This window comes from Paraburkholderia sp. BL23I1N1, assembly GCF_003610295.1.
In the GTDB taxonomy this organism is placed as follows: domain Bacteria; phylum Pseudomonadota; class Gammaproteobacteria; order Burkholderiales; family Burkholderiaceae; genus Paraburkholderia.
Genome location: NZ_RAPV01000002.1, coordinates 1137412 through 1156154, shown reverse-complemented (window position 1 = coordinate 1156154; position 18743 = coordinate 1137412). Strand labels below are relative to the sequence as shown.

21 protein-coding genes, 1 tRNA gene, 1 pseudogene and 1 riboswitch are annotated in these 18743 nt (G+C 61.3%); of the genes and pseudogenes, 16 read left to right on the top strand and 7 right to left on the bottom strand.

Features of this window, described 5'->3' with window-relative positions; all coding sequences use genetic code 11:
* Positions 1 to 52: 52 nt before the first annotated feature.
* Both nrdR and glyA read right to left on the bottom strand, forming a co-directional pair.
* Positions 53 to 535, bottom strand: coding sequence for a transcriptional regulator NrdR (gene nrdR / locus B0G76_RS37860; RefSeq protein WP_091796645.1), 483 nt, complete (start codon positions 533 to 535; stop codon positions 53 to 55).
* Positions 536 to 541: 6 nt separating this feature from the next.
* On the bottom strand, positions 542 to 1789 hold the full coding sequence (gene glyA / locus B0G76_RS37855) for a serine hydroxymethyltransferase (RefSeq protein WP_120297788.1): 1248 nt from the start codon (positions 1787 to 1789) through the stop codon (positions 542 to 544).
* 166 nt (positions 1790 to 1955) lie between these two features.
* Positions 1956 to 2064: riboswitch (ZMP/ZTP riboswitch) on the bottom strand.
* Between the two features lie 238 nt (positions 2065 to 2302).
* Here glyA and ydfG point away from each other — a divergent pair.
* The 9 genes from ydfG to B0G76_RS37805 all read left to right on the top strand — a co-directional run bounded on the left by ydfG (position 2303) and on the right by B0G76_RS37805 (position 8900).
* Positions 2303 to 3049, top strand: coding sequence for a bifunctional NADP-dependent 3-hydroxy acid dehydrogenase/3-hydroxypropionate dehydrogenase YdfG (gene ydfG / locus B0G76_RS37845; RefSeq protein WP_120297787.1), 747 nt, complete (start codon positions 2303 to 2305; stop codon positions 3047 to 3049).
* A gap of 70 nt (positions 3050 to 3119) precedes the next feature.
* Positions 3120 to 3599, top strand: coding sequence for a tol-pal system-associated acyl-CoA thioesterase (gene ybgC, locus B0G76_RS37840; RefSeq protein WP_120297786.1), 480 nt, complete (start codon positions 3120 to 3122; stop codon positions 3597 to 3599).
* 155 nt (positions 3600 to 3754) lie between these two features.
* Positions 3755 to 4432 (top strand): protein TolQ, encoded by a 678-nt coding sequence (gene tolQ, locus B0G76_RS37835; RefSeq protein ID WP_012431821.1) that lies wholly within the window; start codon positions 3755 to 3757, stop codon positions 4430 to 4432.
* A gap of 10 nt (positions 4433 to 4442) precedes the next feature.
* Positions 4443 to 4886 carry a protein TolR gene (tolR, locus tag B0G76_RS37830; protein WP_120297785.1) on the top strand — a complete coding sequence of 148 codons (444 nt, stop codon included), beginning with the start codon at positions 4443 to 4445 and terminating at the stop codon, positions 4884 to 4886.
* Positions 4883 to 5887 (top strand): cell envelope integrity protein TolA, encoded by a 1005-nt coding sequence (gene tolA, locus B0G76_RS37825; protein ID WP_120297784.1) that lies wholly within the window; start codon positions 4883 to 4885, stop codon positions 5885 to 5887. Before tolR ends, tolA begins: the two co-directional genes overlap by 4 nt.
* 139 nt (positions 5888 to 6026) lie before the next feature.
* Positions 6027 to 7319 carry a Tol-Pal system beta propeller repeat protein TolB gene (gene tolB, locus B0G76_RS37820; protein ID WP_120297783.1) on the top strand — a complete coding sequence of 431 codons (1293 nt, stop codon included), beginning with the start codon at positions 6027 to 6029 and terminating at the stop codon, positions 7317 to 7319.
* 32 nt (positions 7320 to 7351) lie between these two features.
* Positions 7352 to 7861 (top strand): peptidoglycan-associated lipoprotein Pal, encoded by a 510-nt coding sequence (gene pal / locus B0G76_RS37815; protein WP_120297782.1) that lies wholly within the window; start codon positions 7352 to 7354, stop codon positions 7859 to 7861.
* Between the two features lie 19 nt (positions 7862 to 7880).
* Positions 7881 to 8630 carry a tol-pal system protein YbgF gene (gene ybgF, locus B0G76_RS37810; RefSeq protein ID WP_120297781.1) on the top strand — a complete coding sequence of 250 codons (750 nt, stop codon included), beginning with the start codon at positions 7881 to 7883 and terminating at the stop codon, positions 8628 to 8630.
* A gap of 194 nt (positions 8631 to 8824) precedes the next feature.
* Positions 8825 to 8900, top strand: a tRNA-Lys gene (locus B0G76_RS37805).
* Positions 8901 to 8925: 25 nt separating this feature from the next.
* Here B0G76_RS37805 and B0G76_RS37800 read toward each other — a convergent pair.
* Positions 8926 to 9390 (bottom strand): site-specific integrase, encoded by a 465-nt coding sequence (locus B0G76_RS37800; protein ID WP_120297780.1) that lies wholly within the window; start codon positions 9388 to 9390, stop codon positions 8926 to 8928.
* Here B0G76_RS37800 and B0G76_RS37795 point away from each other — a divergent pair.
* The 3 genes from B0G76_RS37795 (at position 9389) to B0G76_RS37785 (ending at position 10679) form a co-directional block, all read left to right on the top strand.
* Positions 9389 to 9622 (top strand): hypothetical protein, encoded by a 234-nt coding sequence (locus B0G76_RS37795; RefSeq protein ID WP_183082294.1) that lies wholly within the window; start codon positions 9389 to 9391, stop codon positions 9620 to 9622. The two genes, B0G76_RS37800 and B0G76_RS37795, sit on opposite strands and share 2 nt — an antisense overlap.
* Before the next feature lie 30 nt (positions 9623 to 9652).
* The gene (locus B0G76_RS37790; RefSeq protein WP_120297779.1) at positions 9653 to 10099 is read left to right on the top strand and encodes a hypothetical protein; all 447 of its coding nucleotides are present in this window, start codon (positions 9653 to 9655) and stop codon (positions 10097 to 10099) included.
* Between the two features lie 223 nt (positions 10100 to 10322).
* Complete coding sequence (locus tag B0G76_RS37785; protein ID WP_120297778.1) at positions 10323 to 10679, top strand: hypothetical protein; 357 nt, start codon at positions 10323 to 10325, stop codon at positions 10677 to 10679.
* 73 nt (positions 10680 to 10752) lie between these two features.
* Here B0G76_RS37785 and B0G76_RS37780 read toward each other — a convergent pair whose 3' ends face one another.
* From B0G76_RS37780 to B0G76_RS37765, 4 genes and pseudogenes are all read right to left on the bottom strand, one after another.
* Complete coding sequence (locus tag B0G76_RS37780) at positions 10753 to 11916, bottom strand: type IV secretion system protein (protein ID WP_120297777.1); 1164 nt, start codon at positions 11914 to 11916, stop codon at positions 10753 to 10755.
* Between the two features lie 515 nt (positions 11917 to 12431).
* Positions 12432 to 12779 carry an LPD7 domain-containing protein gene (locus B0G76_RS37775; protein ID WP_120297776.1) on the bottom strand — a complete coding sequence of 116 codons (348 nt, stop codon included), beginning with the start codon at positions 12777 to 12779 and terminating at the stop codon, positions 12432 to 12434.
* Between the two features lie 30 nt (positions 12780 to 12809).
* A pseudogene (locus B0G76_RS37770) lies at positions 12810 to 13250 on the bottom strand (hypothetical protein); the annotation flags it as partial.
* 396 nt (positions 13251 to 13646) lie between these two features.
* Complete coding sequence (locus B0G76_RS37765) at positions 13647 to 14639, bottom strand: LysR substrate-binding domain-containing protein (RefSeq protein ID WP_259460939.1); 993 nt, start codon at positions 14637 to 14639, stop codon at positions 13647 to 13649.
* A 101-nt stretch (positions 14640 to 14740) separates the two neighbouring features.
* Here B0G76_RS37765 and metC point away from each other — a divergent pair, with 101 nt between their 5' ends.
* Genes metC through B0G76_RS37745 form a run of 4 tightly spaced genes read left to right on the top strand, consistent with a single transcriptional unit; the run spans position 14741 to position 18203 of the window.
* Positions 14741 to 15904, top strand: coding sequence for a cystathionine beta-lyase (gene metC / locus B0G76_RS37760; RefSeq protein WP_120298090.1), 1164 nt, complete (start codon positions 14741 to 14743; stop codon positions 15902 to 15904).
* A gap of 39 nt (positions 15905 to 15943) precedes the next feature.
* Positions 15944 to 16783 (top strand): ABC transporter substrate-binding protein, encoded by an 840-nt coding sequence (locus B0G76_RS37755; protein WP_120297775.1) that lies wholly within the window; start codon positions 15944 to 15946, stop codon positions 16781 to 16783.
* Between the two features lie 2 nt (positions 16784 to 16785).
* The gene (locus B0G76_RS37750) at positions 16786 to 17436 is read left to right on the top strand and encodes an amino acid ABC transporter permease (RefSeq protein WP_120297774.1); all 651 of its coding nucleotides are present in this window, start codon (positions 16786 to 16788) and stop codon (positions 17434 to 17436) included.
* Positions 17433 to 18203, top strand: a complete 771-nt coding sequence (locus tag B0G76_RS37745) for an amino acid ABC transporter ATP-binding protein (RefSeq protein WP_120297773.1) — start codon at positions 17433 to 17435, stop codon at positions 18201 to 18203. Before B0G76_RS37750 ends, B0G76_RS37745 begins: the two co-directional genes overlap by 4 nt.
* Positions 18204 to 18743: the final 540 nt, after the last annotated feature.

The following is an 18743-nucleotide window of genomic DNA, read 5'->3' as shown; positions in this document are numbered from 1 at the left end:
ACCTACGCAGCGGAGAACAGAAACTGGGGCGCAACTTCAGGCGCGACAGCAATCAGCGCTTGCGGGGCGGCTTGGGAGGAGAAGAGGCACGGCGAAATTCCTCGATCACGTCCTCGAATTCGGAGACGTCTTCGAAGCGCCGGTAGACAGAGGCGAAACGAACATAGGCAATGGTATCGAGCGCACGCAACTCGTTCATCACGAGTTCGCCGAGGCGCTCGCTGCGCACCTCACGCTCGCCGCTGCCGAGCAGTTGATACTCGATGCGGGCGACTGCCGCGTCGATCGCGTCCGCCGCAACCGGGCGCTTGCGCAGCGCCAGTTGCATGCTTGCGACGATCTTGCGGCGGTCGAATTCCGTGCGGCTGCCATCCTTCTTGACGACCGACGGCAACGCCAGCTCGACCCGCTCATACGTCGTGAAACGTTTGTCGCAGGCCGGGCAGCGGCGGCGCCGGCGAATCGTCGCACCGTCTTCGGATACGCGGGAATCCACAACTTGCGTATCGGCGTGACGGCAGAAGGGGCAATGCATGGCGGCTTAGCCGTAGACCGGGAAGCGCCGGGTCAGCTCGGCGACTTGCGCACGCACACGTTCAATCGTGGCTGCGTCTTCCGGGTTGTCCAGCACGTCGGCGATCAGGTTACCCACCTGCTCCGCTTCCTTGACGCCAAAGCCGCGCGTGGTCATGGCGGGCGAGCCGAGGCGCACACCGCTCGTGACGAACGGCTTTTCCGGGTCATTCGGAATCGCGTTCTTGTTGACCGTGATGTGCGCCGCGCCGAGCGCAGCTTCCGCTGCCTTGCCGGTGATCTTCTTCGCGCGCAGGTCAACCAGCATCACGTGGCTTTCGGTGCGGCCCGAGACGATGCGCAGACCGCGCTTGACCAGCGTTTCCGCCAGCACGCGCGCGTTCTCGACGACTTGCTGCTGATACACCTTGAACTCCGGCGACAGTGCTTCCTTGAACGCAACGGCCTTGCCGGCAATCACGTGCATCAGCGGACCACCTTGAATGCCCGGGAAAATTGCCGAGTTGATCTGCTTTTCGAACTCGGCCTTCATCAGGATCACGCCGCCGCGCGGGCCGCGCAGGCTCTTGTGCGTGGTGGTGGTGACGAAGTCGGCGTGCGGCACCGGGTTCGGGTAGACGCCCGCGGCGATCAGGCCGGCATAGTGCGCCATGTCGACCATGAAATACGCGCCAACCGACTTGGCGATCTTCGACAGGCGTTCGAAATCGATACGCAGCGCGAATGCGGAAGCGCCCGCCACGATCAGCTTCGGCTTATGTTCCTGAGCCAGTTTTTCAGCGGCGTCGTAGTCGATGTCTTCGGCTTCGTTCAGGCCGTAGCTCACCACGTTGAACCACTTGCCCGACATGTTGACCGGCGAACCGTGCGTCAGGTGACCACCGTGCGCGAGGCTCATGCCCATGATGGTGTCGCCCGGCTTGAGCATGGCGAAGAACACGCCCTGGTTCGCCTGCGAGCCGGAGTTCGGCTGCACGTTGGCGGCTTCGGCGCCGAACAGTTGTTTGACGCGGTCGATCGCGAGCTGCTCGGCGACGTCGACGTATTCGCAGCCGCCGTAGTAGCGCTTGCCCGGATACCCTTCGGCGTACTTGTTGGTGAGTTGCGAGCCCTGCGCAGCCATCACGGCCGGGCTCGTGTAGTTTTCCGACGCGATCAGTTCGATATGCTCTTCCTGACGGCGGTTTTCCTGCTCGATGACCTTCCAGAGTTCAGGATCGACGTTGGCGATGGTGCTTTGGGCTCTGTCAAACATACGGATTCCGTTGAGTGTGTTCAGGTTGACCGGATCGTGCGCCGAATCTTGCGTAGAGGGTACGCAACGCTGCTGGCGGCTGGGCCAGCCCTGACGTGGCGGATAGAGAGTCGCCGCACACGCGAGGCAGGACAGCCACCGCCAGCGCAGATCAATGCGCGCGGATCACGGCTGCCCAGGCGAACGGCAAAACGGCACCCTGCGCTTCACGGTGGGTTGTTCCACCTTGAGCCCGATTGCTTGAACCGGTTCTATCGCCAGTCACGCAGGGTTGAGCGCGTTAGTTTATTGGAAGAGGATCGAATAGGCAACCGGCTTGCTGGCGGGCCCGCGGACGCTCGCGAAGCCGGCCATGGTGCTGCCGGGAGCGGCGCCCAAACATCTGAAGAAAACGCGCCCGGAACCCGCTCAGCCTCCCTGCCCCAGCCGTTTGTGCGGCTGGTTCATCCTTGCCGCAGCGCCGCATTGGAAGTAGGCTTGGGACCTTTCTCTTTTACCAACCAGGGAACTGCAATGATCGTGTTCGTCACCGGAGCGTCCGCGGGATTCGGCGCCGCTATCGCCCGCGCTTTCGTCAAGGGCGGCCATCGCGTCGTCGCCACCGCGCGCCGCAAGGATCGCCTGCAGGCACTCGCCGACGAACTTGGCGACGCACTTCTGCCGTATGAGCTCGACGTGCGCGACCGCGCCGCCGTCGAAGCCGTGCCGGCCTCGCTGCCCGCCGATTTCGCCGCGCTCGACGTGCTCGTCAATAACGCCGGTCTTGCGCTCGGCATCGAGCCCGCGCAAAAGGCGAGCCTCGACGAATGGAACACCATGATCGAGACCAACTGCACGGGCCTCGTGCAGGTCACGCACGCACTCCTGCCCGGCATGGTGGAGCGCAACCGCGGCCACATTTTCAATCTGGGTTCGGCGGCCGGCAACTGGCCGTATGCGGGCGGCAACGTCTATGGCGCCACCAAGGCATTCGTGCGCCAGTTCAGTCTGAACCTGCGCGCCGATCTGGCCGGCACGGCATTGCGCGTGACCGACATCGAACCGGGGCTGTGCGGCGGCACCGAGTTCTCGAACGTGCGTTTCCGCGGGAATGACGAAAAAGCAGCCAAAATGTACGAGAACGTACAAGCGCTCACACCCGAAGATATCGCCGACTCGATCTACTGGATCGCCACCCGTCCCGCTCACGTCAACATCAACACGATCGAACTGATGCCGGTGGCCCAATCGTTCTCCGCTTTGTCGGTTCATCGCGGCTGAAAATCCGGCTGAGGCCCGCCAGACGGGGCACACATCTTGAAACAGACCTCGTGGTGTGCGTTCCGGTAAAATGCGCGGCATGAATATGTCGACCAGCCAGCCCGGCACGGAAATCGGCTTCACGTGGCCAATCCGCGTGTATTACGAAGATACCGACGCCGGCGGCATCGTGTTTTACGCGAACTACCTGAAGTTTTTTGAGCGGGCGCGCACTGAATGGCTGCGCGCGTGTGGCGTCGACCAGAATCGGCTCGCCGACGAAACGGATACGATCTTCATCGTCCGCAGCACAGCAGTCGACTATCGGGCGCCGGCCAGGCTCGACGATGTCGTCAGCGTGGTAAGCCGAATCGAGCGTCTTGGCCGCGCATCCGTCGATTTTGCGCAGGAAGCGTGGCGTGACGGTACGCTGCTTGCCACCGGCGCCATCCGGGTCGGCTGTGTCGACCGCGTTGCGCTGCGGCCGGCCGCGATTCCTCCACCGGTTCTCGCCGCGCTGCGGCGCGGGCCGGGTGTGAACGGCGGCGGTATGTCAACGGACAACGACTGAACCCCGTTGTTACGGGGCCAGTGAACTCATATCGATCAAGCAACACAAAGCATGGTTCGGCTTGCAATATCGCCGATGCTTCCGTTTTGCTCACGGCAAGCTTCGAGTGACCTTGCAGCCGGACGCCCCCTTCCGGGACGTTAAAACGAACCTTTATGAACACTACACAAGATCTGTCGATCGTTTCTCTCGTACTTAATGCGAGCCTGCTGGCGCAAGCCGTCATGGCGCTGCTGCTTCTGCTGTCCCTTTTGTCGTGGACTTTCATCTTCCGCAAGTGGTTTGCGATCCGCCGGGCGCGCGCGCAAACTGAACGCTTCGAACGCGATTTCTGGTCGGGCGGCGACCTGCAGGCGCTCTATCAGAGCGCTGCGAACAATCGCCACACGATCGGCGCACTGGAACGGATTTTCGAGTCCGGCATGCGTGAATTCCTGAAGGGTAAGGAAAAGCGCCTGAACGATTCAGGCGCGATTCTCGACGGCGCACGCCGTGCCATGCGCGCCGCGTTCCAGCGTGAAATGGACGTGCTCGAGGCAAATCTGGCGTTTCTCGCGTCGGTTGGCTCGGTCAGCCCGTATATCGGCCTGTTCGGCACGGTGTGGGGGATCATGAACGCCTTCCGCGGCCTCGCCAACGTGCAGCAGGCTACGCTTGCGAACGTCGCGCCGGGCATTGCCGAAGCACTGACCGCCACCGCAATCGGCCTGTTCGCCGCGATTCCGGCCGTGGTCGCCTACAACCGCTACGCGCACGACATCGACCGTCTGGCGATCCGCTTCGAGACCTTCATCGAAGAGTTCTCGAACATTTTGCAGCGTCAGGCACAGTAAGGAGTCCACGATGGCAGGCTCTTCTTCCAGCATGCGCGGCAGCCGTTCGCGCCGCGCGATGGCCGACATCAACGTCGTGCCGTACATCGACGTGATGCTCGTGCTGCTCGTGATCTTCATGGTGACCGCGCCACTCGTCGCCCCGTCGATCGTCAATCTGCCGACCGTTGGTGGCGCTGCACCCCAGCAGCAAACGCCGCCCGTGATCGTGAACATTCGCGCGGACGGCAATATGAGCGTCAAATACAAGGACGATTCCGGCGCGCAGCAGCAGGAAGACATGAGCAAGGCCGATCTGCGCGGCTTTATCGCCGACCGTGCGCAATCGCATCCTGACCAGCCGGTCGTGATCGCCGCCGACAAGACCGTGAAGTACGAGGTCGTGATGAATGTGATGTCCGAGCTGAAAGCTCAGGGTGTCAAGCGCGTTGGACTGCTCGTCAAATCGCAATGATCCGCAAGCATTCCGAATACCCGCTCCAGCCTCCGCGTGAACGCGGCACCGGGCGAGCCTTTGCGTTCGCGCTGGTGATGCATGCGCTGCTCGGATTCTTTCTGTACCACGGCATTCAGTGGCAGAACAGCACGCCGGCCGGCGCGGAAGCCGAACTGTGGACCGAGGTGCCCGATACGGCCATCCCGCGCCTGCCTCCTCCGCCGCCCGTGCCTGTCGCCCCTGCCCCGCCGCTGCCGGACGAACAGGCCGATATCGCGCTGCAGGAAAAGAAACGCCAGCAACAGGAAGCGGCCCGCCTCGCGCAACTGGCAGAGCAGCAGCGTCTGCAGAAGCTGCAAGCCCAGCAGGAAGCCGAGGCGAAGCGCCAGCAGCAACTGGCGGCCGATCAGGCAGCGCAGCTCGCCGCGCAAAAAGCGGCGGCGGCCAAGCAGAAACAGCTGCAACAACAGCAGCAACAACAGGCCGAGAAACTGAGGCAGCAGCAATTGGCCGACCAGCAAAAGCAGCAGCAGGATCAGCAAAAACAGGCTGAAGCTGACGCGCAGAAGAAGGCCGACGCGCAGAAAGCGGCGAAGGCCAAGGCTCAGGCCGATGCGGCGGCGCAGACCAAGAAGCTGGATGCGGAACGTCGTGCGCGGCTTGCCCAGATGCAAGGGTCGGCGGGCGGCGAAGGCTCGAGCGGCAATGGGCTTGCGAAGAGCGGCACGGGTAGCGGTTCGGGTGGCACGGCGACATCGCCGGGTTACGCGGACAAGGTGCGTCGTGTGGTCCGCCCGAACATCTCGTGGGGTGGCGAAACGGAAGGTCTGGAGACCGTCATCTCCGTACGCTGCTCGCCGACAGGCACGCTGCTCGACGCGCAGATCGCGCGCAGCAGCGGCAACTCGGCGTGGGACGACGCGGCACTGCGGGCCGTTCAGCGTTCCAATCCGATGCCTCAGGACATCGACGGGAAAACGCCGACCAGCTTCAAGATTACGTTGCGCCCAGCAGGTTGATTGCAACAGTTTGACAGTCAGTTGACAGCAGACGCCGCGCCCCGTCCAGCGGGGCGCGCCCGGGAACGAATTAGCTATTCGCGGGTCTCTCTGCTGTCATGAAGTGTTAGTAAAACCGTTTTTGGGGAAACCATTCAGCATGAGTTTGATGACCAAGCTAGGCCTGCGGACACTTGTAGCGTCGTGCCTGATCGCCGTGGGCGGCGCCGCCAACGCACAACTCAACGTCCTCGTGACGGGCGTCGGGTCCACCCAGTTTCCGATCGCAACGGCGAATTTCGCCAATGAAGCGAACTCGCCGCAACAGGTCAGCACAATCGTGCGTCAGGATCTGCAACGCAGCGGGAAATTCACGAATATCGACGCGGGCAGCACGCCGGTCGCAGAAACCGATTCCGTTGACCTCGGCAGCTGGAAGGCCAAGGGTGCCAACGCGTTCGTGTCGGGCAGCGTCAACCGTCTGCCGAACGGCCAGTATGAAGTGCGTTTCAAACTGTACGACACCGTCAAGGGCGAAAGCCTCGGCGGCCTCGTGCTGGTCAGTCCGGAAAGCGGGCTGCGCATGAGCGCGCACAAGGTCGCGGACTACATCTACGCGAAGCTGATGGGCGGCCGCGGCGTGTTCGCCACGCGCCTCTCGTACGTCATCAAGACCGGCGGCCGTTATCAATTGCAGATTTCCGATTCGGACGGCCAGGACGCGCACATTGCGCTGTCGAGCCCCGAGCCGATCATCTCGCCGGCATGGTCGCCTGACGGCACCAAGGTCGCTTACGTTTCGTTCGAAAAGAAGAAGCCGATCGTCTACATCCACGATCTGCCTACGGGCCGTCGCGTGGTCGTATCGGACCAGAAGGGTAACAATAGCGCACCGGCGTGGTCGCCGGACGGACGCACGCTGGCCGTCGCGCTCTCACGCACCGGCAACACGCAGATTTTCTCCGTCAACGCGGACGGCAGCGGCCTGCGGCGCCTGACGCAAAGCAGCTCGATCGACACTGAGCCGTGCTTCTCTCCTGACGGCCAGTCGATCTATTTCACCAGCGACCGTGGCGGCCAACCGCAGATCTACAAGATGTCGGCCCAGGGCGAGAACGCCGGCGCCGCGCAACGCGTGACCTTCACGGGCAGCTACAACACCAGCCCGCGCATCAGCCCGGACGGCAAGCAACTCGCTTACATCTCGCGCGTCGGCGGCGGGTTCAAGCTGTACATCCAGGACCTGCAAGGCAATACGGCCACGGGCCTGACGGACACCACACATGACGAATCGCCGAGCTTCGCGGCGAACGGTCAGTACATTCTTTACGCCACACAGGTGAACGGCCGTGGCGTGTTGGCCGCAGTATCGACCGACGGTCGCACTCGGCAGGTCCTGTCCGTTCAGGGCGGCAGCGTACGCGAGCCATCCTGGGGCCCGTTTATGCAGTAACGTTGATGCAATAACACAAGGAGAGTAACAAAATGATGTCCAAACTTCGTTTCGCATTTGCCGTATTGATGCTCGGTGCGCTGGCCGCATGTCACTCGGGCGTCAAGCTCGACGAAAACGCTAACAAGGGTGGTGCAGTTTCGACGCAACCGAATCCGACCGATGTCGCTCAGGTCAACGTCGATCCGCTGAACGATCCGAACAGCCCGCTCGCCAAGCGCAGCATTTACTTCGACTTCGACAGCTATTCGGTCAAGGACGACTATCAATCGCTGCTGCAACAACACGCGCAATACCTGAAGAGCCATCCGCAACGTCACGTCCTGATCCAGGGCAACACCGACGAACGCGGCACCAGCGAGTACAACCTGGCACTCGGCCAGAAGCGTGCTGAAGCTGTGCGCCGTTCGCTGTCGCTGATGGGCGTGACGGACTCGCAAATGGAAGCCGTGAGCCTCGGCAAGGAAAAGCCGCAAGCTACGGGTCATGACGAATCGTCGTGGGCACAAAACCGCCGCGCCGACCTCGTGTACCAACAGTAAGTAACGGGTGATGAGCCGAATGACGCATCGTTTCTCCTGGCTGCGGTTTGCCGCAGCGGCCTGTGTCGCGGGCACGGTCTTCACGGCTGTGCCCGCGCATGCGGGCATGTTCGACGACGATCAGGCCCGTCAGGCCATTCTCGACCTGCGTTCGAAGACCGATAGCCTGTCGAGCCAACTGTCGGCCGCACAACGCACGATCCTCGATCAGTCCAACCGCCTCGACCAGCTGAATCAGCAGGTCGCGACGTTGCGTGGGCAGAACGAGGATATGGGCAACCAGCTCGCCACGCTGCAAAAACAGCAGAAGGACTACTACACCGATCTGGACACGCGGCTGAAGAAATTCGAGCCGCAGCAACAGACGGTGGACGGCGTCCAGGGCGAGGTGCAGCCGGGTGAAACCGATTCGTTCAATGCGGCTTCACAGTTGTTCCGCAACGGCGACTTCAAGAATGCGGCGACGGCGTTCCGCAGCTTCATCTCCAAGTATCCGAACAGCCCCTATCAGCCGACCGCGCAGTATTGGCTCGGCAACGCGTTGTATGCGCTGCGCGACTACAAGGGTTCGACGGCGACCTGGCAAGGTGTGGTGAAGAACTACCCGCAGCATCCGCGTGCGCCGGAAGCGCTGCTCGCGATTGCGAACAATCAGCTCGAGCAAGGTCAGAAGGCTGCGGCCAAGAAGACCCTGGAGCAGATCGTCGCGCAGTACGGCGGCTCGGACGTCGCGCAATCGGCTCAGAGCAAGCTGTCGCAGATCAAGTAGCCGTTCAGGGTTGAGCAATTGATGTAACGCGCAGTGGCTGCGCAGTCTCCAAATCAACGGCCACGCGCGCCTCTCGCCGGGAAGCCCGGGGTAGTGATACCCCGGGCTTTTCACTATCTGAAGTGCGGATAACTCGACGACCCCCTATAGGTTGACAGTCCATGGGGCTATCGCTATAATTTCGCTTCTCTTTTGGGTCGTTAGCTCAGCTGGTAGAGCAGCGGACTTTTAATCCGTTGGTCACAGGTTCGAATCCCGTACGGCCTACCAAGAATTGTTTTGATGAATCAAGGAACTACGCCGCTTCTTCAAGCGGCGTTTTTTCTTTCTGCTCCCCGGAGATTGACCAAAACTTGACCGTGCCAGCATGTTCGGCCAGGTGACTCGGGGCGAGATTGGCATACTTCTGGACCATCTCGATGGTTTCCCATCCCCCAAGCTCTTTCAGCACCATCAGCGGCGTGCCGCGCTGAATGTGCCAGCTGGCCCAGGTATGGCGAAGATCGTGCCAATGGAAGTCCTTGATTCCGATGATCCGGCAAGCCCGCTCGAAGTCCCGGGCATCGACCTGCGTGATACGTCTTGCAGAACCTTCCGCGCGGGTGAACACGAAGCGCTTTGCGGTTTTCAGGCGACGTTCGAGAATACCGATCGCGTCCTCGTTGAGCGGCACGGGGCGCGCACGTTTTGACTTCGCGCCTTCATGCGTCACCCAGGCATTGTGCTGAGCCAGATCCACCTGGGATGGGGTCGAGGACATGCTCGCACGGTTCTCGCAGAAATGGGCGGCGGCGGGTGCGATCTTCAGACGGCAACGCTACGGCGAGCCGTCGTTCATTGCGTTCGGGCTTGCATCCCACGTTGAACTGCTCGACGAACTCGCCGATCTCCATCTGCAACTGGACGCACTGCTGAACCGCCAGGCCTTCATTCTCGGCCAGCTCGGCGCAACGGGCACCGAAACCGAAATGGAACCGGTCGTCGACGACTGACATGACTTCAAGCATACAAGGAGGGCTGCCATGGACAAGGGAACTTACGTCCTTTCGGGCTCGCTGCCCGTGCACGACGATCTGGAGGCGGAGCAGATCGAACGGATCAGGCAACACCTCGGTGGCATCGCCACCGTGTATCTGGCGCACGACCAGACCGCGCATGCCGTATCGCTGCATATCTCCGGCATGATGCTTCGGGATGACGCCCGCATCATCGAGAAACGGATCGAGAAATTCGCCGAAGAAAACGGCACCGCTGGCGCCATCCTCCTGAGCGAATGGAACGGCCTGTCGGACTGGATCATGGTCGGGTTGAACTGGCATGTGCAGTGTCTCCTCAAGCTCGATGCCGTGCAGGAACAGTTTGCAAGGCTTGTGGAACGCGACTTCGATTTCCTTGTGCGACTTGAACCATCCAACGGGAATGCGGCCCGTGAGGGCCGGCCGTTGATGTGCGTTTCGGTCGCGACGTGATAACCCAGCCGTCGACCGAAATTCCCAACTCATTAACGGGCGGGCCTCCTGAAATTGGCAGTGTCTCGCCCTGGCGACCCGGGGCAGAATCGCCCTGACATGCAACGTCCGGTGCGCGCGGCATGCATCTTCGCAGCAACCTGCGAACGGGCCCTGACGGAAACCGGACATGCCGTCAACGCCCAACGGGCCCAGCCATTGCACCGGGAACAAGGGAGGCACCATGCATGCGGTCCTTGCGAGATCATTCGGCGGCCTGTCGCCGCGATACTACGTCCGCCAGTTCCTGTTCGGACTCTTCTTTCCCGTGTTTCTTCTCCTCGTCTCGACGCACGGCAAAGGGTTGCTAGCGCTGCCAGTCCACCTGCAGGTGGTCATCGCGGTGGATACGCTTCTCTACCCCTACTCGCGCTTCGTCTACGAAAGCGTGGCCGGTTACATCGTGGGCGATACAGTTCTCGTCTTTCCCGCCCTCCTCTACGGCGCGGCAAAACTCTTCACGATGCTGTTCTGCTGGGGCTTCGCCATCTTCATCGCGCCCATCAGTCTTGTCTGGCTGTATTTCCGCAGCGGCCGATAATATCTGCCCATTGGCGGATGTGGTGCCGACAAGGCCGGCGCCCGGTCACGCAATCCGTCTGTGCCAGAACGTCTCAATCAACCGGGTTGCGGAGATGTTCCCGGGCCGCGCGCTGGTAAGCCGGTACCTGCCCCGCGGATGCCGGTGACGATTTCCGTCGCGTACCACTCCCATCGTAGATACGGCCGCCGGGCCGACCCGGACCTCGCCCCGCACCGACGAGCGTTCTGAGCGCTTTCACCGCGCTGCGGGAAGCATAGCCCGCGACAAAGGCACCAAACCCCGACATCGTCGCTCCACCGGCGAGCCCCGATGCGACTGAAGGCAGTTGCCATCCGATTGCCGCAAGCAACAGTCCGGTAACCAGCATGCCCAGCGCAGCGGCGGCCGGCGCACCTGCATCGAGCGCGGCATGCACCGCTGCGAGAAGTGCCGCCGCATTCGCATCCGGCGCCGAAGTGGTGACCTGGAAAGGCGCGAGATCGGCGGAAAACGCCGTCAGCGCAAGCCCCAGAAAGCCGGCCACCAGCACCTGGAGTAGCGCGTAGTTTGCGATCTTCGCTGTCCATGCCTCGAAGAAACGCGCCGTGGGTCCGAATGCGGCGCACGCAATGAATATGGGACCGAGAGCCAGAACCAGATCGAGCAGCATCCTCGCCATCAAAACCTCAACGGCGAGAACAACGAGGAAAATCGCGCCGCCCAGGCCCGCCAGCCAGCCGTCGACCACGTCACAGATACCCGCGACGATACCGGCGATGCTCATCCCTTCGTGCGTCGCCTTTTCGGCATAGGCGTCCACCACCAGATCGACCTGCCGGTCGTAACAGTCCAGCGTCCGGTAGATTGCCGAAGCATTTGTGCCCGTCACGCTGCCCGCGCCAACCGACCCGCAGCCCGCGTTGCCCGCGCCGGCATTGGCGGCAGCCGTCTGGATCGTCCCGGCCAGGCCAGTCGTTGCGCCCTCAACGGCCTTTACAACCTGTTCCTGGTACAGGCCCGCGCCCAATGCGAATGACAGTATCGCCGCGACTTTCAGTCCACGCCATGCAAACGCGGGCACCGACTCGTGGGCCTCACCGCGTATCACCGCAAAACCGTACGCAATGACCCAGATCGTGACGGCCGTGGTCACCACCGGCACGATGGCGCTGGAAAGGGCCGACGAGACGCTGTTCACGAACGTCGACATGCCGTTCTCGATCGTGCCGCCCACGGCGGTAAAGAGGCCGCTCATCGGGCACCTCCCGTCGCCCACGTGAGGAGAGCGTGCTTCGCCCCGACTGACTGTTCAGGATGAAGTCCAATCGGGGCGAAACCGGGCTCGCGAGTCAGAATCATCAGCGCCCGTGACCGGCCGCGGTTCCAGCCGCCAGGCAGTCGGTGCCTGTGTCGAACAGTGAGTGACCTCATGTCAGCCTCCGTCTACATGAGACCCGGATATCGACGAGGCAGGAAGATGCTGTCCGTCACAACATCGGGCAGCTCTGCTGGGTAGTCCACCAGCGAGAAAACCGGAATCCGGAAAGCCGAAAGCCTGCTTGCGCAGGCTTTCGTGTGTTGCGTTACGGCGCGTGCATGCGCACGTCAATACCACGGGCCGCTAACGCGTACTCGGTCGTGTATCGCACGTTGACCGGATCAGGTTTTGCTTCCCTTTATAGACCAGTTTCGCTCAATGGACAAGGAACTGATCGCGCTATACACAGCGCGCCTGATCTACGATTCAGGCCCGTCGGGCAATTGCTCCGGTTAGGGCTTCGGCTGCGGCTGTTGCGGCTCACTGACCATGCGCTGCAGTTGTACAGACCGGGCTTTCTGCTCCGCGCGCAGCAGTTCCTCCTGCTGCGCCTGCAGGGGCATCAGGTTCAGCCACCGCGCCTCCAGTGCCGCGTCCCGAAACCGGACGTCCAGACGGTGTTCGACGGACAGCATGACCGTCCTTTCCAGAAAATCTTCACTGCCCAGTGGGTCGATGCCAGGCCCGAACTTCTGGCGCGCGAGAAGCAAGCCCGCGAGCATGATCTCCAATTCCGCGTCAGTGGAGTGGAGCACTACGGCCCAACCTTCGTCAGTGAACTGTCGCTCGCCCCGCCGCACGTAGACCGGCCGGGCTTTTCCCTACAGTTGCTACGGTCCCCCTTTTGCGGACGAAGTCCACAACGGCCTGACCTGCGGACTGGTCTTGCCCGATGCCATCGCCACCGCTACGCAGAAGTGGATGGCCTGGAAGATCGGCAGGAAGACCAGCCCGCTTACCACCAGTCCGTAACATGCCCTGACGAGCCGCCGCACGGCGAGCCACTCGAATGACGTGAGCGCGGCGTCGAGCCGTTACCGCTGTTCACGTGCCACGACCGCCGTCGCCCCCGCGAGCCGGTTTCCGGAAACACACGCGAGCCGGTTCGCCGCCCGCTGCGTGAGCGCAGCCAGCGCCTCATCGTTCAGCGCCGCAAGCGCGGCCCGGTAGCGCGCCTCGTGCTCGGCGGTCATCTTCTCCGCCAATGTGATCGTTTCCTTGCAGCGTGCGAGCGCGTCGCGATGCTGCGCCATCAGCGCCCGCATCGAGGCTAAGCGTTTGCGAACCGTACGGTTCGAATGGCGCTACGCGACCCATTCCTGCCTCTCGGTTAGCTCCTGCGAATGTCACCACCGAGTTCCAAAGCGGCCGTTTGCCGTACGCCGCCGATGTTGGACGTAACTGGAGACCGCCGGTTCGCGTTCGCCCTCATCCACGCTCACGAGGGACTATTCGGCACACGTTGCACTGGCAGGTCGCCGACGCATCCGCGACTCCTCGAGGCTTTTGGCGACGCTAGGTTTTCCCCGATTGAAAGATCGTTCGCGTGTCCGACGCACACCTGTCGACGGTGCGCAATGGATGCACGCTGTCGTTTGTGTAATGTGAAGACTGGTTGCGTTGGATAGCAGTGCATAGTGACCGCCGATAGTCCGAGAAGCAGAGCACTAGCGGCTTTGGGGCACACGCCCCCCTGCCGGACGGCGACTGCGCTTGCGACCGGCGGCTTCGTCCTCCTCTGCCGCCGCTGCGCTTAGCGCAAGTTTGAGCGCCTTCTGGTCCCGTTCAAGCTGCATTCTCATGTGCCGCATGAACTGCCTCGCAGTTTCCGTGAGTGGGGTGCCGGGGCGAAACACCAGTACTCCTGTGAACATGACCTCGACGTCAATCGGCTTCACGACAAGACCTCGCTCCTCGAAGTCCAGCGTCACGAGCGGATGAGCGATGCCTATGCCCACTCCCGCGAGCGCCAGTGCGCATACGGTGTGCGAATACGGCGTCTCTACGACCGGCTTGAGGCGGATCTCGCGTGCTGTGAGCTGTGTTTCCAGGCGCAGCCTCGTGCTGTCTTCGGGATTCAGTGCGATGAAGGGAAATTCAGGCAGATCCGCGACGGCGATGAAAGGGCGCGCGGCTAAAGGGTGATGCCGGTTCATCACGGCTACAGCCGGCATACGCACGAATACCGAGTGCTCCAGGCCAGCCATCGACATCTCGTCGGACATCAGGCCGAAATCCACCTGGCCCGCCGCGACCTTCTCATGCACTTCCCGCGAGCTCATCACCTGCAGCGATATTTGCACGTTTCTGGACGGAGCATCGAACGCCGCGATGACGCGAGGCAGAAAGCCTGTGCCGAGTGCCGGCTGACAGGCGATCGCCAGCCGCCCCAATCCGTAGGATCGCAAACTACGGATTCGATGCTCGATGACCTCGAAACCTCGGAAGTACTGGTCTACCTCCCGCATCAGCGCGACGGCTTCCTGGGTGGGAACGAGCCGACTGCGTACGCGCTCGAACAGCCCGAAATCCGCCATGGTCTCCAGACGCCTGATGGCCTGGCTCACAGCCGGTTGCGAAATGCCGAGCAGGGCCGCCGCTTTGCTCGTGCTTCCCGCGTTCATGACCGCCCTGAACACCTCAATATCCCGGATCCTCATAACCTGCGCTTATTGACCTAATTATTTCCGATGTTGATGCAAAGCCGGGCGAAAGTAAACTGCAGTCGTCGATACCCCACCACGCAATCACCGAGAGCATGATGACAAGTCATACCCAGAAAGCGCCGCAGCCGTTCCGCAGCCTCTCGCCCGCCGTCATGCGGGCATCCACGGTCGTATTCGATTCTCTGGCCGAATTTACGCGCCGTAAGGAGCGGCAACCGGACGGCTACAGCTATGGCATCACCGGGACGCCAACGGCTCGCGAACTGGAGCATCGCATCGCCGAACTTGAAGGCGGTGCGCATTGCGTGGTGACGCCCTCCGGTCAGTCCGCGCTGATGACGACCGTCATGGGTTTCGTGCGCGGTGGTGATCACCTGCTCGTGTCTGCTGCCTGCTACGGCGCGCTGAAGACGTTCGCGGAGAAGTGGCTGGCGCACTTCAACGTCGAGATCGAAATGTATCCGCCTGCGATCGGGACTGAGATTAGTCAGTACATCAAGCCCAACACGCGCATGATCTGCCTGGAGTCGCCGGGCACGGTGACAATGGAGATGCCCGACATCCCGGCGATCGTCGAAGTCGCGAAACGTCATGGCGTATTGACGATGATGGACAACACCTGGGCAAGCCCGCTCGCTTTCAAGCCGCTCGAACACGGTGTGGACTTCAGCATCGAAGCAGCGACGAAATTTTTCGGCGGCCATTCTGATCTGCTGATGGGCTGCATCAGCATGAACGACGCGGATTACTACGCGAGCGTGCGCGAGACGCAGAGCATTCTCGGCCAGCAGACTAGTCCCGACGACTGCTTCCTCGTGATGCGCGGTCTGGCAACCCTGAAGCTCCGCTTCGCCGCCCAGAGCGCCTCGACGCTGCAGATTGCGAGGAAACTCGAACGCCACCCGGAGGTGAGCAAGGTGCTGTTCCCGGCGCTACAGTCCGACACCGGCCACGCCATCTGGAAGCGGGACTTTTTGAGCAGCGGGTGTCTCTTCTCCCTGATTCTCCAGCCCGCGCCAGCGGCCGCGTTCAGCGCGTTCTTCGATGCGCTCCAGCATTTCGCCATCGGTGCGAGTTGGGGAGGCGTGCATAGCCTCGCTGCCTTCTATCCGGCCCCGTTGCAGGCCGAGCGCACATTCCCGCTGACCGATCAGGCTGTTGTGCGCCTCTCGATCGGGTTGGAGGATCCGGCGATGCTACTTGAAGACCTGTTTGCCGGTCTCGACGCATTCAAACGAACCCGCATAGCTGGTACCTAGTATTTTTCCGTTCAACTTACCTGGATTAGTGAGTACGAGATGAAAACAATCAATGGATGGAGACGCGCTCTCACCGCAGTGAGTTTCGTGGCACTTTGCACGGCGTTCAGCTTTCCCGCTACTGTGCAAGCGGCAGACCTGCTTGCGCAGGCGAAGGCGAGCGGCACACTGCGCGTGGCCAACACTCAGAGCAGTCCGCCGTGGAGCATGCTTGACGAAAGCAATCTTCCTGTCGGCTATGACGTCGCGATTGCAAAGGAAGTCGGCAAGCGCATTGGCGTGCCGAATGTAGTATTCGTCGCCGATTCGTTCAAGAACTTTGTGGAGGGGTTAAAGACGGGCAAGTATGACCTCGTCATGAACGATCTCACGCCTACACCTGAACGCGAGCAACAGGTTGATTTCGGCGATCCATACGGCGTGGAGGATTTCCGTATTTTCGTACCTGCCGGCAACACGGACATCAAGGGCAAAGACACGCTTAAAGGCAAGCGGGTGGGCGTGGTCACCGGCTCGAGCAATGAAACATGGGCACGAGCACACCTGAAAGACTCCGATATCCGTTCCTACGACAATGGGGCGCTCATCTTCAACGATCTGGGCAGTGGGCGGATCGACGCGGTAATTATTTCTCACTTCGGCGGCATGAAGTACGCCAACGTCAATCACTTACCCGTGAAGGAAGTGGGCGACCCCTTGATCTATCAGCTGTCAGCGCCGGCTATCGTGAAAGGCCAACCGGCCCTGCGCGCAGCAGTCAATAAGGCGGTCGCCGAAATGATGGCTGACGGGACGATTCAGGCCATTGCGAAGAAGTGGGTTGGAAGCGATTACGATATGGCCGGCATGATCGCCAAAGCCAAGGCGCAAAAGGAGTAGTCATGACCGAACTTTTCATGCGCTCGCTGCCCCTGTTGAGGAGCGCGGTGCTGATGACGATCTTTCTCGGCTTAACGTCGTTCGTGCTTGGCTCGACGCTGGGGTTGCTCGTCGCGCTGGCCCGTGTCTCGAGCATGAGCGTACTGCGCGCGCTCGCATTCGCATACGTTTCCATCTTCCGTGGCACGCCGCTGCTCGTGCAGATACTACTGATTTATTTCGGCTTGCCCCGGTACGGTCTGACACTTGATCCGGTTCCTGCCGCGCTCCTCGCGCTGACGCTGTTCTCGGCAGCGTATCTGAGCGAGAACTTCCGTTCCGGCATCAACGCAGTGGACAAGGGCCAGTGGGAAGCTGCGATGTCGCTGGGCATGGGTTACTGGAAAGCCATGTCGCGGGTTATCCTCCCGCAGGGTCTGCGCGTCGCCATTCCGCCCGTCGGCAGCCGCCTGATTGCACTAATCAAAGATACGTCGCTCGCTTCGACCATCACGGTGGTGGAACTGACCCGCGTGGCCGACCAGGTCGGCGCATCCACCTTCCGCTACATGGAAATGTTCCTGATGGTCGGCATCATCTACTGGGGCATCAACCAGATTCTCACGATAGTCCAGACGGTGCTCGAGAATCGCTTGTCGAGGCGTTTTGTATGAATACGGATAGCAGGACAATCGAAGTTCGTGGGCTTTCGAAGGCCTTCGGCGACAACCAGGTGTTGCGCGGCGTCGACTTCAGCGTATCGACAGGCGAAGTTGTCGTGGTGATGGGGCCGTCCGGGTCGGGCAAGACCACGCTGCTGCGCTCACTGAATTTCCTCGAAATGCCGGATGCCGGTACCGTGACTGTGTGCGGCATTGATGTCGAATGCACCGGTTCATCGAAACCGTCACGCCAGCATCAAAAGAAGATCCGCGCAATCCGCCAGCGCACGGCAATGGTGTTCCAGTCGTTCAACCTGTTTCCGCACAGGACAGCACTGGAAAACGTGATGGAAGGTCCGGTTAGCGTCAAGGGCGTTCCCCGCGCGCAGGCATCGGAGCGTGCAATGCACCTGCTGACACAGGTTGGCCTGGCGGCAAAAGCCAACGAGTATCCAGGACGGCTGTCCGGCGGCCAGAAGCAGCGCGTAGCGATCGCGCGTGCGCTCGCGATGGATCCGGAAGTCATACTCTTCGACGAGCCCACGTCCGCTCTCGATCCAGCGCTACGAGAGGATGTCCTGAACGTAATGCGCGATGTCGCAAAACTGGGCATGACGATGCTGATCGTCACTCACGAAGTGCGGTTTGCGCGAGATGTTGCGGATCGGGTCGTTTTCATGGACGGCGGCGTGGTTGCCGAAGACACGACACCGCAAGCCTTCTTTGGTGAGGGCTGCAGTCCACGCGCAAAGCAGTTCCTTCATCTGATCGAGACCTGAGCGTTGAGTACGCCGAGATAAATCGTCCCTGCGTACTGCGGGTCGCGCAGCGTTTCCATCCTGATAGCCCGAGGTGCAGGGACGGATTTCTCGAGCTGAAGGCGTCGTCCGCGAGAATCTCCATTTGAATCTAAGCCGCCGTACAAAGCGCGTGAAAACGAAGTTGGCTCGGCCGATGAATCGAAGGCCGCCGTCGCTTTACCAAATGGCGACTTGTCGCTTATCAGGAGACATTCGCCATGCGACTGCGAAAGACTGTTTATGGCCGAGGCCGGTCCGAACTGTCTGTCGTCATTTTTGTCGAGAGATTTAGTTGCGCTCGTGCGGATTCAATTCCAGCAGTTGGCGTGCTAGCCGACTGGTGATCACCGGGCCGCATTTGGCGCAAACTCCGTTGTTGGTTGCCTTGCCGCAGCAAGGACAAAACCATCTACCCAGATTGAACCGTGTCAAATTGTAGGATAAAGCGGGGGCCTTCAACGTGAGCGTCTCGAATTGCTCCCGAACGGAGATGCTAAATAATGAGCCCGCCAATGAGCA